We start from the raw sequence: 15,067 nt of genomic DNA, 5'->3' as shown, positions 1-15,067 counted from the left end.
CGCCGGTGCTGACCCTCCACGTCGCCGAGGCGACACCCGAGACCGCCGTCCTGGTCGACGGCGCCCTCATCGCCGCCGTCGGACCGTACGAGGACCTGGCCGCCCTCCGCCCCGAGGCACGGGTGCGGAGGTGGCCGGGCATCCTCACCCCCGGGCTCCTCAACCCGTTCGGGCCCGAACTCCTGGAGGGCATGTACCACCCGGACCCCCGGGAGGCCGCGGGCTTCGGCACCGAACCGATCACCGGGGAGCGGGCGCAGCGGATCTTCCGGGCCGACCCCTCCCGGCGCGGCGCCTCCGCGCGCCGCGCGGTACAGCGGCTGCTCGCGCACGGCACGGTCGCCGTCGCCGGGGAACTGCGCGGGCGGGCGGCCCTGGACGCCGTGCGCCGGGCCGGTCTCGTCGTCGGCCGGCGCCCGGAGACGCTCCCGGGCCCGCCGTCCTTCTCCCCGGTGCCGCTGGTGCTCCTGCCCGGCCTGGTGCCGGGAGGCCCCGCGCGCTTCGCCGTCTTCGACGTGCCCGACCGGGCGGCCCTGGTCCGCCTCGGCGCGTCGACCTGCGTCGCCACGGTCCTCACCGGCCGCCTGGTCCACCGCGCCCGCTGAGCCCGCCCACCGCCCGGTGCGCCCCGTCTTGCACGCCGGATGAGCGCGCCCTGCCGGTCGGGGCGGGAGGGGTGCTGAGACAATGGGCGTGCCCGCCCGTACCCGAGTCTGCGAGGCCGAACGCCAGTGACCCGCGCCACCCTGGACAAGCAGCCGCACGAAGTCGCTTCGATGTTCGACGACGTGGCGGCGAACTACGACCTCACCAATGACGTGCTCTCCCTGGGCCAGGACCGGCGCTGGCGCAAGGAGGTCGCGAAGGCGGTCGACGCCCGCCCCGCGCAGAGGATCCTGGACCTGGCCGCGGGCACGGCGACCTCCTCGCAGCCCTTCGCGCGCGCGGGGGCGTACGTCGTGCCCTGTGACTTCTCGCTGGGGATGCTCCAGGTCGGCAAGAAGCGGCACCCGTGGATGCCGTTCACGGCCGGCGACGGTACGAAGCTGCCCTTCCGCGACGACGTGTTCGACGCCGTCACCATCTCCTTCGGGCTGCGGAACATCCAGGACACCGAGCAGGCGCTGCGCGAGCTGTACCGGGTGACGAAGCCCGGCGGCCGGGTCGTCATCTCCGAGTTCTCGCACCCGACGTGGGCGCCGTTCCGCACGGTGTACGAGGAGTACCTGATGCGCGCGCTGCCGCCGGTGGCCCGTGCCGTGTCGTCCAACCCCGACGCGTACGTGTACCTCGCGGAGTCCATCCAGTCCTGGCCGGACCAGCCGACCCTGGCGGGCCTGCTGCAGAAGGCCGGCTGGTCGCGGGTGGCCTGGCGGAACCTGACCGGTGGGATCGTCGCGCTCCACCGGGGCTTCAAGGCCTGACGGCGACCGGGCCGACGGGTGCGGGCGGTGGGGTGACCCTCCGGTCCCGGCGCCGCCGCCACCCATAGACTGCGATACGTCCTCATCGCCTCACCTTCGGGAGACTCCGCCGTGACCGAGCAGCCCCTCTCCGAGCACACCGCAGATGTGATCGTCGTCGGGGCGGGCCCGGCGGGTTCCACCACGGCGTACTACCTGGCCAAGGCGGGGCTCGACGTCCTGCTCCTGGAGAAGACCGCGTTCCCCCGCGAGAAGGTCTGCGGCGACGGCCTCACGCCCCGTGCCACCAAGCAGCTCGTCTCCATGGGGATCGACATCTCCGAGGAGGCCGGCTGGCTGCGCAACAAGGGCCTGCGGATCATCGGCGGCGGCGTCCGCCTGGAGCTGGACTGGCCGGAGCTCGCCTCGTACCCGGACTACGGACTGGTCCGCAAGCGCGACGACTTCGACGAGCAGCTGGCCCGCCAGGCGCAGAAGGCCGGCGCCCGCCTGTACGAGCGCTGCAACGTCGGCGCCCCCGTCATCGACGACCGTACGGGCCGGATCACCGGCGTCCAGGCCAAGCTCGGCGAGGAGAAGCGCGAGGTCACCTTCCACGCCCCGCTCGTCGTCGCCGCCGACGGCAACTCCACCCGGCTCTCCCTCGCCATGGGCCTGCACCGGCGCGAGGACCGGCCGATGGGCGTGGCCGTCCGGACGTACTTCACCACCCCGCGGCACGAGGACGACTACCTGGAGTCCTGGCTGGAGCTGTGGGACCGGCGCGGCGCGCAGGACCGTCTCCTCCCCGGCTACGGCTGGATCTTCGGCATGGGCGACGGCACCTCCAACGTCGGTCTCGGCATCCTCGACTCGTCGTCGGCGTTCAAGGAGCTGGATTGGCGCGAGGTCCTCAAGGCCTGGTGCGCCTCGATGCCCGAGGACTGGGGCTTCACCCCGGACAACATGACGATGCCGATCCGCGGCGCAGCCCTCCCGATGGCCTTCAACCGCCAGCCGCACTACACCAGGGGCCTGCTGCTCGTCGGTGACGCGGGCGGCCTGGTCAACCCGTTCAACGGCGAGGGCATCGCGTACGCCATGGAGTCCGGCCAGATCGCGGCCGACGTCATCGTCCAGGCCCACGCCCGCGCGACCCCCGCGCAGCGCGAACTGGCCCTGCGGAACTACCCGCAGGTCCTCAAGGACACCTACGGCGGCTACTACACGCTCGGCCGTGCGTTCGTGAAGCTCATCGGCAACCCGAAGATCATGAAGATCGCCACGCAGCGCGGTCTGAGCCACCCGCTCCTGATGAAGTTCACGCTGAAGATGCTGGCGAACCTGACGGACCCGACGGGCGGCGACGCCATGGACCGCATCATCAACGGCCTCTCGAAGGTCGCGCCGAAGGCCTGACGCGCCGGTACCGGCACACGCCGAAGGGCCGTCCCTCCCCCGAGGAGTGACGGCCCTTCGGCGTGGTGGCGGGGTCGATCAGAGGATGCGGACCGCGCCCGACGGGGAGTCCCAGTCGAGGGAGCGCTCGACGACACCGGTCGACGTGTTCTGCGCGCCGACGAAGTTGCCGCCGCCCACGTAGATGGCGACGTGGTACGAGTTGCTGCGGCTGCCCCAGTACAGGATGTCGCCCGGCTGGAGGTCGCTCAGGGAGACGGAGGTGCCCATGCTCGACTGCGAGTACGAGATGCGGGGCAGGTCGATGCCGGCCGCGCGGTAGGCGGCCTGGACGAGACCGGAGCAGTCCCAGGAGTTGGGGCCGGTGCCGCCGGAGACGTAGGCGTCGCCGATCTGGGCGCGGGCGAAGGCCACGATCGCGGCGGCGGAGCCGGAGGGGGCCTGCGTCTCGCTGTCGCCGGACTCGGACGAGGAGCCGCCGTCGGAGGACGACGACGAGTCGTCGTCGGAGGAGGAGCTCGCGGAGGTGGTGGCGAGCTGGGTGCGCGCACGGTCGCGGGAGGCGCGCTCCTCGGCTTCCTGGCGCTCCTGCTCGGCCTTGAGGCGAGCGGCCTCGGCGCGCTCGGCCGCGGCCTTGCGGTCCGCCTCGGCCTTGGCCTTCTTGGCTTCCTTGGCGGCCTTCTGCAGCGCCGCGTTCTCCTGCGTCAGGAGGCTCTGGTCGAGCGCCTCCTGCTGCGAGGCCTCGGCGGACGCGGCCACGGCGCTGGCGAGACCGGCGCCGGTCTCGAGGGAGCCCAGGGTGGGCATTTCGATGGTCTCGGTCACCGGCTCGGCATTCGCCGGCCCGGCAGCACCGGCCACCGCGATGGTGCCGAGGACGCCACCGGCTACTCCGGCGCGCAGCGCGAGCTTCGAGGCGCTGCGGCGGGGCTTCCGGTGGCTGGGTATGTGAGCGGTGTGGGACATGGGACAACCGCTATCAGGGCGACGCGGTTCCCTTCAAGAAACGTGGGTTGCGCCACAGTTACGTTCGGAACCGCCTAATCCGCTTCTCTGACGTCCTTATTGACGCCGTATCGGGCAAAACGGGCATCGCCCATCTGGGCCTTGATCACGGGTTTTCATTGAAACGCCCGAATTGACCGACGCTTACCACCTCTTGACACCCATGGCCAAGCCCCGCTTTTTTCGGGGCCCCGAGGTGTGGTGCAGGTCACATTTCTGTCTCACGAACGCTCGTGAAAGCGCGCACGCGTCCACCGGCGTCCACCGGGCCCCCCGACCGGGCGACGGGCGGTTCCTTTATCACCCGGATGCGTCCACCACCAATTTGCCTGTATGGGCCATCACTTGATAGTGCGACACCCCCTCCGATCAGCGATTTCCGGTCCGGATGTCACATCTGGTGATCACCTGGGCGCTTCGCGCAACAAGATCACCGCTCATCCGACTTCATGATCCTTCGTCAGGTGGTGGAGATCACAAACTCCTTGGCGTACCCCGTGTCGCAGATCACAGAGGGGCAGGCATAAGATGCGGGGCAGCCGGGCTTGTGAACTGCCTCACATGGGGGCGATCTTTCACGGTCCGGCCGTGCGGTCCAACGGTCAAGGACGACTGGAAGGAGCGAGGAGCGTGAATGCGTACGCGCCCGTCCTCGTGCTCGGTGCCCTGGGTGCGGGGTTTGCGATCTTCTCCGTGGTCATGGCCACGCTTATCGGTCCAAAGCGGTACAACAGGGCAAAACTTGAGGCGTACGAGTGCGGCATCGAGCCGACGCCCACTCCCGCCGGCGGCGGCCGCTTCCCGATCAAGTACTACCTGACGGCGATGCTCTTCATCGTCTTCGACATCGAGATCGTCTTCCTCTACCCCTGGGCCGTCACCTTCGACGCCCTGGGGCTTTTCGGGCTCGTGGAGATGCTGCTCTTCGTGCTCACCGTCTTCGTCGCCTACGCCTACGTGTGGCGTCGCGGCGGCCTGGAATGGGACTGAGGGGCTGAGGGGCACCTATGGGACTCGAAGAGAAACTCCCGAGCGGCTTTCTGCTGACGACGGTCGAACAGGCCGCGGGCTGGGTGCGCAAGGCGTCCGTGTTCCCCGCGACCTTCGGCCTCGCCTGCTGCGCCATCGAGATGATGACCACCGGAGCCGGCCGGTACGACCTGGCCCGCTTCGGCATGGAGGTCTTCCGCGGCTCACCGCGCCAGGCCGACCTGATGATCGTCGCCGGCCGGGTCAGCCAGAAGATGGCGCCCGTCCTGAGGCAGGTCTACGACCAGATGCCCAACCCCAAGTGGGTCATCTCCATGGGCGTCTGCGCCTCCTCCGGCGGCATGTTCAACAACTACGCGATCGTCCAGGGCGTCGACCACATCGTGCCCGTCGACATCTACCTGCCCGGCTGCCCGCCGCGTCCGGAGATGCTGCTCGACGCGATCCTCAAACTCCACCAGAAGATCCAGACCTCCAAGCTCGGCGTGAACGCCGAGGAGGCGGCGCGGGAGGCGGAGGAGGCGGCGCTCAAGGCGCTGCCCACGATCGAGTTGAAGGGTCTGCTGCGGTGACCGACCAGACACCGAAGGGTGACGAGACACCCAACCCCGAGAAGGAGCTGAGCGAGCAGAACCTGCCCGGTCAGCGCGGGGACCACGGCGAGGAGGTCCGCGTCCAGCGCGGCATGTTCGGCGCCCAGAGCGGCGCCGACACCTCCGGCTACGGCGGCCTCGTCCGCTCGATCCGGCTCCCCGGCCCGGCCTCCCGCCCCTACGGCGGCTGGTTCGACGAGGTCGCCGACGAACTCGAGGGCGCCCTCGGGGAGCAGGGCCTGCTCCCCGACAACGCCATCGAGAGGACGGTCGTCGACCGCGACGAGCTCACGTTCCACATCGAGCGCGAGCACCTCGTCCGCGTGGCCCGCACCCTGCGCGACGACCCGGCGCTCCGCTTCGAGCTCTGTACCGGCGTCTCCGGGGTCCACTACCCGGGCGACAAGGGTCGCGAGCTGCACGCCGTCTACCACCTGCGGTCGCTCACCCACGGCCGGATGATCCGCCTGGAGGTGTCGGCCCCCGACGCCGACCCGCGGATCCCGTCGCTCGTCGCCGTCTACCCGACGAACGACTGGCACGAGCGCGAGACGTACGACTTCTTCGGCATCGTCTTCGACGGCCACCCCGCCCTCACCCGGATCATGATGCCGGACGACTGGCAGGGCCACCCGCAGCGCAAGGACTACCCCCTCGGCGGCATCGCCGTCGAGTACAAGGGCGCCCAGATCCCGGCTCCGGACCAGCGGAGGTCGTACTCGTGACCACTCCCCACGCGTCTCCCCGCGAGACGACAGAAGGCGCCGTCTACACGGTGACCGGCGGCGACTGGGAAGAGGTCGTCCAGTCCGCGGCCAAGGCCGACGACGAACGCATCATCGTCAACATGGGCCCCCAGCACCCCTCCACCCACGGGGTGCTCCGGCTCATCCTGGAGATCGACGGCGAGACCGTCACCGAGGCCCGCTGCGGCATCGGCTACCTCCACACCGGCATCGAGAAGAACCTCGAGTACCGGACCTGGACGCAGGGCACCACCTTCGTCACGCGCATGGACTACCTCACCTCGTTCTACAACGAGACGGCGTACTGCCTCGGCGTGGAGAAGCTGCTCGGCATCACCGACCAGATCCCGGACCGGGCCAGCGTCATCCGCGTCCTCCTGATGGAGCTCAACCGGCTCTCCTCCCACCTGGTGTGCATCGCCACCGGCGGCATGGAGCTCGGCGCCACCACGATCATGATCTACGGCTTCCGGGACCGCGAGATGATCCTGGACCTGTACGAGCTGATCACGGGCCTGCGCATGAACCACGCGTTCATCCGCCCCGGCGGCCTCGCCCAGGACCTCCCGCCCGGCGCCGTCGACGCCGTGCGCGAGTTCGTGAAGACCATGAAGAAGAACCTGCCGGAGTACGACAAGCTCGCCACCGGCAACCCCATCTTCAAGGCCCGCATGCAGGACGTCGGCTACCTCGACCTCACCGGCTGCATGGCCCTCGGCGCCACCGGCCCGATCCTGCGCTCCGCGGGCCTCCCGCACGACCTGCGCAAGACCGACCCGTACTGCGGCTACGAGAACTACGACTTCGACGTCCCGACCGCCGACACCTGCGACTCCTACGGACGCTTCCTCGTCCGCCTGGAGGAGATGCGGCAGTCCCTCCGGATCGTCGAACAGTGCCTCGACCGCCTGGAGCCGGGTCCGGTCATGGTCGGCGACAAGAAGATCGCCTGGCCCGCGCAGCTCGCGCTCGGCGCCGACGGCCTCGGCAACTCCACCGACCACATCGCGAAGATCATGGGCACCTCCATGGAGGCCCTGATCCACCACTTCAAGCTGGTCACCGAGGGCTTCCGGGTCCCGGCCGGGCAGGCCTACGCGGCCGTCGAGTCACCCAAGGGCGAACTCGGCGTGCACGTCGTCTCCGACGGCGGCACCCGCCCTTACCGGGTCCACTTCCGCGACCCGTCCTTCACCAACCTCCAGGCCATGGCCGCGATGTGCGAGGGCGGCCAGGTCGCCGACGTCATCGTCGCCGTCGCCTCCATCGACCCCGTGATGGGAGGCGTCGACCGATGACCGACCAGATCAGCCTGGGCATGCCCCAGCTCCCCGCCCCCGCGTACCCGGCCGAGGTCCACGCCCGGCTGGCCGCCGACTCGGCGGAGATCATCGCCCGCTACCCGGACTCCCGCTCCGCGCTCCTGCCGATGCTGCACCTCGTGCAGTCGGAGGAGGGCCATGTGACCCGTACCGGCATGCAGTTCTGCGCCGACACGCTCGGACTCACCACCGCCGAGGTCACCGCCGTCGCCACCTTCTACACGATGTACCGGCGCAAGCCCTCCGGCGACTACCAGGTCGGCGTCTGCACCAACACGCTCTGCGCGGTCATGGGCGGCGACGCCATCTTCGAGGAGCTCAAGCAGCACCTCGGCGTCGGCAACGACGAGACGACCGAGGACGGCACCATCACCCTCGAGCACATCGAGTGCAACGCGGCCTGCGACTTCGCGCCCGTGGTGATGGTCAACTGGGAGTTCTTCGACAACCAGACCCCCGAGTCCGCCAAGAAGATGGTGGACGACCTGCGCGCGGGACGGACCGTCGAACCCACCCGCGGCGCCCCCCTCTGCACCTTCAAGGAGACCGCCCGCATCCTCGCCGGCTTCCCCGACGAGCGCCCCGGCGCCGTCGAGGCCACCGGCGGCGCGGGCCCGGCCTCCCTCGTCGGCCTGCGTCTGGCCAAGGGCGAGAGCCCGTCCCACCGAATCGTCCACCCGCGCGGTGAGTCCTCCGGTCAGGAGGGGGAGTGATGACCTTGGCCGCCGAGATCAACAACAGCAGCCCCGAGAAGCTTCTCTCGCCCGTCCTGTCGGCGTTCTGGGACCAGCCCGACTCCTGGACCCTGGACACCTACGAGCGCCACGACGGATACCGGGGTCTCCGGCGGGCCCTCGGGATGAGCCCCGACGACCTCATCGCGTACGTCAAGGAGTCCGGACTCCGCGGCCGCGGCGGCGCGGGCTTCCCCACCGGCATGAAGTGGCAGTTCATCCCGCAGGGCGACGGCAAGCCGCACTACCTCGTCGTCAACGCCGACGAGTCAGAGCCCGGCACCTGCAAGGACATCCCGCTCCTCTTCGCCAACCCGCACTCCCTCATCGAGGGCATCGTGATCGCCTGTTACGCGATCCGGTCGAACCACGCCTTCATCTACCTGCGCGGCGAGGTCGTCCCCGTCCTGCGCCGCCTCCACGAGGCCGTCCGGGAGGCCTACGCGGCCGGCTACCTCGGCACGAACATCCTCGGCAGCGGACTCGACCTCGAACTCACCGTGCACGCCGGCGCCGGCGCGTACATCTGCGGCGAGGAGACCGCGCTGCTCGACTCGCTCGAAGGGCGCCGCGGCCAGCCCCGGCTGCGACCGCCCTTCCCCGCGGTCGCCGGGCTGTACGCCTGCCCCACCGTGGTGAACAACGTCGAGTCCATCGCCTCCGTTCCCGCGATCCTCCAGCGCGGCAAGGAATGGTTCACCTCGATGGGCAGCGAGAAGTCCCCGGGCTTCACGCTCTACTCGCTGAGCGGGCACGTCGCCTCGCCCGGCCAGTACGAGGCGCCCCTCGGGATCACCCTGCGCCAGCTCCTCGACATGAGCGGCGGGATGCGCCCCGGCCACCGCCTCAAGTTCTGGACCCCCGGCGGCTCCTCCACCCCCATGTTCACCGACGAGCACCTCGACGTGCCCCTCGACTACGAGGGCGTCGGCGCCGCCGGATCCATGCTCGGCACCAAGGCACTCCAGTGCTTCGACGAGACCACCTGCGTCGTCCGGGCCGTCACCCGCTGGACCGAGTTCTACGCCCACGAGTCCTGCGGCAAGTGCACCCCCTGCCGCGAGGGCACGTACTGGCTCGTCCAGCTGCTCCGCGACATCGAGGCGGGCCGGGGACAGATGTCCGACCTCGACAAGCTGAACGACATCGCCGACAACATCAACGGCAAGTCGTTCTGCGCCCTCGGCGACGGCGCCGCCTCGCCGATCTTCTCCTCGCTGAAGTACTTCCGCGCGGAGTACGAGCAGCACATCACCGGCCGGGGCTGCCCCTTCGACCCCGCCAAGTCGACCGCCTGGGCGGACAACCACAAGGAGGTGACGGCATGACGGTCACCACGGCCGGCCCCGTCGGCGGCGGTTCCCCGGCGGTACCGCCCGAGGACCTCGTCACGCTGACCATCGACGGCGCCGAGATCACCGTCCCCAAGGGGACCCTGGTCATCCGCGCCGCCGAACAGCTCGGCATCGAGATCCCGCGCTTCTGCGACCACCCGCTCCTCGACCCCGCGGGCGCCTGCCGCCAGTGCATCGTCGAGGTCGAGGGCCAGCGCAAGCCGATGGCCTCCTGCACCATCACCTGCACCGACGGCATGGTGGTGAAGTCGCAGCTCACCTCGCCCGTGGCCGAGAAGGCCCAGCACGGCGTGATGGAGCTGCTCCTCATCAACCACCCGCTGGACTGCCCCGTCTGCGACAAGGGCGGCGAGTGCCCCCTGCAGAACCAGGCCATGTCCCACGGGCAGTCCGAGTCCCGCTTCGAGGGCGTCAAGCGGACCTACGAGAAGCCGATCCCGCTCTCCACCCAGGTCCTGCTCGACCGCGAGCGCTGCGTGCTCTGCGCCCGCTGCACCCGCTTCTCCAACCAGGTCGCAGGCGACCCGATGATCGAACTCGTCGAGCGCGGCGCGCTCCAGCAGGTCGGCACCGGCGAGGGCGACCCCTTCGAGTCGTACTTCTCCGGCAACACCATCCAGATCTGCCCGGTCGGCGCCCTCACCTCGGCCGCCTACCGCTTCCGCTCCCGCCCCTTCGACCTGGTCTCCACCCCGTCGGTGTGCGAGCACTGCGCGGGCGGCTGCGCCACCCGCACCGACCACCGGCGCGGCAAGGTCATGCGGCGGCTCGCCGCCGAGGACCCCGAGGTCAACGAGGAGTGGATCTGCGACAAGGGCCGCTTCGGCTTCCGCTACGCCCAGCAGCGCGACCGGCTCACCACCCCGCTCGTCCGGAACCCCGGCACCGGTGAACTGGAGGCGGCGTCCTGGCCCGAGGCCCTGGCGGCCGCCGCCCTCGGGCTCGTCCGCGGCCGCACCGGTGTCCTCACCGGAGGCAGGCTGACCGTCGAGGACTCCTACGCGTACGCCAAGTTCGCCCGGGTCGCCCTCGACACCAACGACATCGACTTCCGGGCCCGGGTCCACTCCGGCGAGGAGGCCGACTTCCTGGCCTCCGCCGTCGCCGGACGCGGCCGCGACCTGGACGGCACGGGCGTCACGTACACCTCGCTCGAAGCCGCCCCGGCCGTCCTCCTCGTCGGCCTGGAGTCCGAGGAGGAGGCCCCCGGCGTCTTCCTGCGGCTGCGCAAGGCCTGGCGGAAGAAGGGCCAGCGGACGTACGCGGTCGCCGCCTTCGCGACCCGCGGCCTGGAGAAGGCCGGCGGCACCCTGCTGCCCGCCGCCCCCGGCACCGAGACCGAGTGGCTCGACGCGCTCACCTCCCGGGTCGGACTCGAAGGCGACGGCCTCGCCGCCGCCCAGGCCCTCCGCCAGGAAGGCGCCGTCATCGCCGTCGGCGAGCGGCTCGCCGCCGTCCCCGGCGCCTTCACCGCCGCCCTGCGCGCCTCGGCCGCCACCGGCGCCCGGCTCGTGTGGATCCCGCGCCGCGCCGGTGAACGGGGAGCCGTCGAGGCCGGAGCGCTCCCGGCGCTGCTGCCCGGCGGCCGGCCCGCGACCCACCCCCGCGCGCGTGAGGAGGTCGCCGCCGCCTGGGGCGTCCGCGAACTCCCGCACCGCTACGGGCGCGACACCGGTCAGATCGTCGAGGCCGCCGCCACCGGCGAACTCGGCGCCCTGCTCGTCGCCGGCGTCGAGGTCGCCGACCTGCCCGACCCGGCACGCGCGCGCGAGGCCCTCGACGCGGCCTTCGTGGTCTCCCTGGAGCTGCGGCCCAGCGAGGTCACCGCCCGCGCCGACGTCGTCCTCCCGGTCGCCGCCGTCGCCGAGAAGTCCGGCACCTTCCTCAACTGGGAGGGCAGGGCCCGGCTCTTCGAGGCCGCGCTCAAGCCCGAGCAGATGACCCGGCCGGTCGCGCCCGGTGACGCGCGCGTCCTCCACATGCTCGCCGACGCCCTCGACGCCCACCTGGGCCTGCCCGACCTCAGGGCCGTCCGGCGGGAGCTGGACCGGCTCGGCGGCTGGACAGAGGAGCGGGCCTCCGAGCCCGTCGAACCCGGCCAGGCCGCGCCCCGCGCCGGCGACGGCGAGGCCGTCCTCGCCGGACACCGGCTCCTGCTCGACCTGGGCCGGCTCCAGGAGGGCGACACCGCCCTCGCCGGGACCCGGCACGCCGCGGTCGCCCGGCTCTCCGCCGCCACCGCCGCCGACACCGGCGTCAAGGACGGCGACGTCCTGGAGGTCACCGGCCCGGCCGGCTCGGTGGCCTTCCCGCTCCAGGTCACCGAGATGCCCGACCGGGTCGTGTGGGTCCCGCTGAACTCGGCCGGCCGCGGCGTCCTCTCCGACACCGGCGCCCGCCCCGGCGACCTGGTCCGCATCGGCGCGGTCACCACGAAGGAGGTCCAGGCATGAACACCCTCCTCGCCGCCGAAGACCTGTCCATGTTCGGCACGGACCCCTGGTGGCTCGTCCTGATCAAGGCCGTCTTCTGCTTCGCCTTCCTGATGATCACCGTGCTCTTCTCCATCGTGTGGGAGCGCAAGGTCGTCGCCTGGATGCAGCTGCGCGTCGGCCCCAACCGGCACGGCCCCTGGGGTCTCCTCCAGTCCCTCGCGGACGGCATCAAGCTGATGCTCAAGGAGGACGTGATCGTCAAGAAGGCCGACAAGGTCGTCTACGTCCTCGCCCCGATCGTCGCCGCGATCCCCGCGTTCATGGCGATCGCCGTGATCCCCTTCGGACCGGCCGGCAACGAGGTCTCGATCTTCGGCCACCGCACCGCGATGCAGCTCACCGACCTGCCGATCGCGATGCTGTACGTCCTCGCGGTCGCCTCCGTCGGCATCTACGGCATCGTCCTCGCCGGCTGGTCGTCCGGCTCCACGTACCCGCTGCTCGGCGGCCTCCGCTCCTGCGCGCAGATGATCTCGTACGAGATCGCGATGGGCGCGGCCTTCGCGTCGGTCTTCCTCTACTCCGGGTCGATGTCGACCTCGGCCATCGTCGAGGCGCAGGCGGACCGCTGGTTCGTGATCCTGCTGCCGGTGTCGTTCATCATCTACATCGTCACGATGGTCGGCGAGACGAACCGCGCCCCCTTCGACATGCCGGAGTCCGAGGGAGACCTCGTCGGCGGCTTCAACACCGAGTACTCGTCCATCAAGTTCGCGATGTTCATGCTCGCCGAGTACGTGAACATGGTGACGGTCTCGGCCGTGTCGGTGACCCTCTTCCTGGGCGGCTGGCGGGCCCCGTACCCGGTCTCCACCTTCTGGGAGGGCGCCAACCACGGCTGGTGGCCCATGCTCTGGTTCGTCCTCAAGGTGCAGCTGCTGCTGTTCTTCTTCATCTGGCTCCGGGGCACCCTGCCCCGCGTCCGCTACGACCAGCTGATGAAGCTCGGCTGGAAGGTCCTCATCCCGGTCTCCGTGGTCTGGCTGATGCTGGTCGCCACCGTCCGGGCGCTGCGGAACGAGAACATCGCCTTCACCGACATCGTCCTGTACGTCGCGGGGGCCGTCCTCGGGCTGCTGCTGATCTCCTTCGTCGTCGACGTCTTCCGCGACCGGAAGGCGAAGGCCGCGGCCGGGCCCGCCGAGGAGCGCGAGTTCGACCCGATGGCCGGCGGCTTCCCCGTACCGCCCCTGCCCGGACAGTCCCTGCCGCCCGTGCCCCGGCGCAGGCCGCGGCGGGACCGGGACCTCGTTGTCAGTGGCGCCCCCGATACTGCTACTGCGAGTGATGGAAAGGAGACGGACGGTGTCTGACTTCCAGAATCCGGTGGCCGGCTTCGGCGTGACCTTCAAGGCCATGTTCAAGAAGCGGCTGACCGAGCAGTACCCGGAGCAGCAGAAGACGACGGCGCCCCGCTTCCACGGCCGGCACCAGCTCAACCGTCACCCCGACGGTCTGGAGAAGTGCGTCGGCTGCGAGCTGTGCGCCTGGGCCTGTCCCGCCGACGCCATCTACGTGGAGGGCGCGGAGAACACGGAGGAGGAGCGCTACTCGCCCGGTGAGCGCTACGGCCGCGTCTACCAGATCAACTATGCCCGCTGCATCCTGTGCGGGCTGTGCATCGAGGCCTGCCCCACGCGGGCGCTGACGATGACCAACGAGTTCGAGCTGGCCGACTCCTCCCGCGCGAACCTGATCTACACCAAGGAGCAGCTCCTCGCGGGACTAGAGGACACCATGGTCGACACCCCGCACGCGATCTTCCCGGGCATGACCGAGCAGGACTACTACCGGGGGCTGGTCACGGAGGCCGCGCCCGACACGGTCCGGCAGGTCGCGGTGTCCCAGGGGGAGACGGGCGAGTCGGAAGAGGTGGACGCATGAGCGCGCAGCTCGCCGCCTACACGACCTCGTCCGGTGAGGCCTTCCAGTTCTGGGTCCTCGGCACCGTCGCCGTCATCGGCGCGCTGTGCACGATCCTGATGCGGCGGGCCGTCCACTCGGCGCTCTGCCTCGCCGGCACCATGATCATCCTGGCGGTCTTCTACCTGGCCAACGGGGCGTACTTCCTCGGCATCGTCCAGATCGTCGTCTACACCGGCGCGATCATGATGCTCTTCCTCTTCGTCGTCATGCTGGTCGGTGTCACGGCCGCCGACTCGCTGAAGGAGACCCTCAAGGGCCAGCGCTGGTGGGCCGCCGCCTGTGGGCTCGGCTTCGGCATCCTGCTGGCGGCCGGCATCGGGAACGCCTCGCTGACGGAGTTCGCCGGGCTCGGCGCCGCCAACAGCGCCTACGGCGGGAACGTGGAGGGGCTCGCCGCCCTGATCTTCACCAAGTACGTCTTCGCCTTCGAGATCACCGGCGCGCTCCTCATCACCGCCGCCGTCGGCGCGATGGTGCTCACCCACCGCGAGCGCACCGAGCGGGCCCGCACCCAGCGCGAGCTCTCCGAGCAGCGCGTACGGGAAGGCACGCACGTGCCGCCGCTGCCCGCGCCCGGTGTCTACGCCCGGCACAACGCGGTGGACATCGCCGGTCTGCTGCCCGACGGCACCCCGGCGGAGCTCACCGTCATGCAGACCCTGCGCAAGCGGGGCCAGATCCGGGACGTGTCCACCGAGGCCCTCGCCGACCTCAAGGCGCTGGAGCAGCGCTCCGAGGAGCGGCTCGGCCGGGACCGGGACGAAGAGGAGGCCAGCCGGTGAATCCCGTCAACTACCTGTACCTCGCCGCCCTGCTGTTCACCATCGGTGCGGCCGGGGTGCTGATCCGGCGGAACGCGATCGTGGTCTTCATGTGCGTCGAGCTGATGCTCAACGCCTGCAACCTCGCGTTCGTCGCCTTCTCCCGTATGCACGGAAACCTCGACGGCCAGATCATCGCCTTCTTCACGATGGTCGTCGCCGCCGCGGAGGTCGTCGTCGGGCTCGCGATCATCGTGTCCGTCTTCCGTGCCCGCCACTCGGCCTCGGTCGACGACGCCAGCCTGATGAAGCTGTAAG

Annotated in this window: 15 protein-coding genes; 14 read left to right on the top strand and 1 reads right to left on the bottom strand. The window is 70.5% G+C overall.

What is annotated here, in order from left to right; translation table 11 throughout:
• Positions 1–5: 5 nt before the first annotated feature.
• From AMK29_RS09385 to AMK29_RS09375, 3 genes are all read left to right on the top strand, one after another.
• Complete coding sequence (locus AMK29_RS09385; protein ID WP_073810373.1) at positions 6–605, top strand: imidazolonepropionase-like domain-containing protein; 600 nt, start codon at positions 6–8, stop codon at positions 603–605.
• A 126-nt stretch (positions 606–731) separates the two neighbouring features.
• Positions 732–1,424: a demethylmenaquinone methyltransferase gene (locus tag AMK29_RS09380; protein WP_073810372.1), complete on the top strand. Its 693-nt coding sequence runs from the start codon at positions 732–734 to the stop codon at positions 1,422–1,424.
• A 111-nt stretch (positions 1,425–1,535) separates the two neighbouring features.
• The gene (locus tag AMK29_RS09375; RefSeq protein ID WP_073810371.1) at positions 1,536–2,822 is read left to right on the top strand and encodes a geranylgeranyl reductase family protein; all 1,287 of its coding nucleotides are present in this window, start codon (positions 1,536–1,538) and stop codon (positions 2,820–2,822) included.
• A gap of 78 nt (positions 2,823–2,900) precedes the next feature.
• On the opposite strand, the gene AMK29_RS09370 is transcribed toward AMK29_RS09375, so the two are convergent.
• Positions 2,901–3,788, bottom strand: a complete 888-nt coding sequence (locus AMK29_RS09370) for a C40 family peptidase (protein ID WP_073810370.1) — start codon at positions 3,786–3,788, stop codon at positions 2,901–2,903.
• A gap of 669 nt (positions 3,789–4,457) precedes the next feature.
• Between AMK29_RS09370 and AMK29_RS09365 the strand changes: the two genes are divergently transcribed.
• The 11 genes from AMK29_RS09365 to nuoK are packed head-to-tail and all read left to right on the top strand — an operon-like array spanning position 4,458 to position 15,066.
• Positions 4,458–4,817 carry an NADH-quinone oxidoreductase subunit A gene (locus AMK29_RS09365; protein ID WP_019888619.1) on the top strand — a complete coding sequence of 120 codons (360 nt, stop codon included), beginning with the start codon at positions 4,458–4,460 and terminating at the stop codon, positions 4,815–4,817.
• A 17-nt stretch (positions 4,818–4,834) separates the two neighbouring features.
• A complete protein-coding gene (locus tag AMK29_RS09360) occupies positions 4,835–5,389 on the top strand; it encodes a NuoB/complex I 20 kDa subunit family protein (protein ID WP_024756031.1) in 555 nt (184 codons plus the stop codon).
• The gene (locus tag AMK29_RS09355; protein ID WP_073810369.1) at positions 5,386–6,135 is read left to right on the top strand and encodes an NADH-quinone oxidoreductase subunit C; all 750 of its coding nucleotides are present in this window, start codon (positions 5,386–5,388) and stop codon (positions 6,133–6,135) included. The genes AMK29_RS09360 and AMK29_RS09355 overlap by 4 nt, the downstream gene beginning before the upstream one ends.
• A complete protein-coding gene (locus tag AMK29_RS09350) occupies positions 6,132–7,454 on the top strand; it encodes an NADH-quinone oxidoreductase subunit D (protein WP_073810368.1) in 1,323 nt (440 codons plus the stop codon). The genes AMK29_RS09355 and AMK29_RS09350 overlap by 4 nt, the downstream gene beginning before the upstream one ends.
• On the top strand, positions 7,451–8,191 hold the full coding sequence (gene nuoE, locus AMK29_RS09345) for an NADH-quinone oxidoreductase subunit NuoE (RefSeq protein WP_073810367.1): 741 nt from the start codon (positions 7,451–7,453) through the stop codon (positions 8,189–8,191). Before AMK29_RS09350 ends, nuoE begins: the two co-directional genes overlap by 4 nt.
• A complete protein-coding gene (nuoF, locus tag AMK29_RS09340) occupies positions 8,188–9,540 on the top strand; it encodes an NADH-quinone oxidoreductase subunit NuoF (protein WP_198942201.1) in 1,353 nt (450 codons plus the stop codon). The genes nuoE and nuoF overlap by 4 nt, the downstream gene beginning before the upstream one ends.
• The gene (locus AMK29_RS09335; protein ID WP_073810363.1) at positions 9,537–12,020 is read left to right on the top strand and encodes an NADH-quinone oxidoreductase subunit G; all 2,484 of its coding nucleotides are present in this window, start codon (positions 9,537–9,539) and stop codon (positions 12,018–12,020) included. The genes nuoF and AMK29_RS09335 overlap by 4 nt, the downstream gene beginning before the upstream one ends.
• A complete protein-coding gene (gene nuoH / locus AMK29_RS09330) occupies positions 12,017–13,375 on the top strand; it encodes an NADH-quinone oxidoreductase subunit NuoH (RefSeq protein ID WP_073810361.1) in 1,359 nt (452 codons plus the stop codon). The genes AMK29_RS09335 and nuoH overlap by 4 nt, the downstream gene beginning before the upstream one ends.
• Complete coding sequence (nuoI, locus tag AMK29_RS09325; protein WP_073810359.1) at positions 13,350–13,946, top strand: NADH-quinone oxidoreductase subunit NuoI; 597 nt, start codon at positions 13,350–13,352, stop codon at positions 13,944–13,946. Before nuoH ends, nuoI begins: the two co-directional genes overlap by 26 nt.
• Positions 13,943–14,770, top strand: a complete 828-nt coding sequence (locus tag AMK29_RS09320) for an NADH-quinone oxidoreductase subunit J (protein WP_073810357.1) — start codon at positions 13,943–13,945, stop codon at positions 14,768–14,770. Before nuoI ends, AMK29_RS09320 begins: the two co-directional genes overlap by 4 nt.
• A complete protein-coding gene (nuoK, locus tag AMK29_RS09315) occupies positions 14,767–15,066 on the top strand; it encodes an NADH-quinone oxidoreductase subunit NuoK (RefSeq protein ID WP_030214504.1) in 300 nt (99 codons plus the stop codon). Before AMK29_RS09320 ends, nuoK begins: the two co-directional genes overlap by 4 nt.
• The last annotated feature ends 1 nt before the right edge of the window (position 15,067 follow it).

The organism is Streptomyces sp. CB02261 (genome assembly GCF_001905665.1).
In the GTDB taxonomy this organism is placed as follows: domain Bacteria; phylum Actinomycetota; class Actinomycetes; order Streptomycetales; family Streptomycetaceae; genus Streptomyces.
The sequence above is the reverse complement of the archived record's forward strand: the minus strand, read 5'-3'. Positions and strand labels throughout refer to the sequence as shown.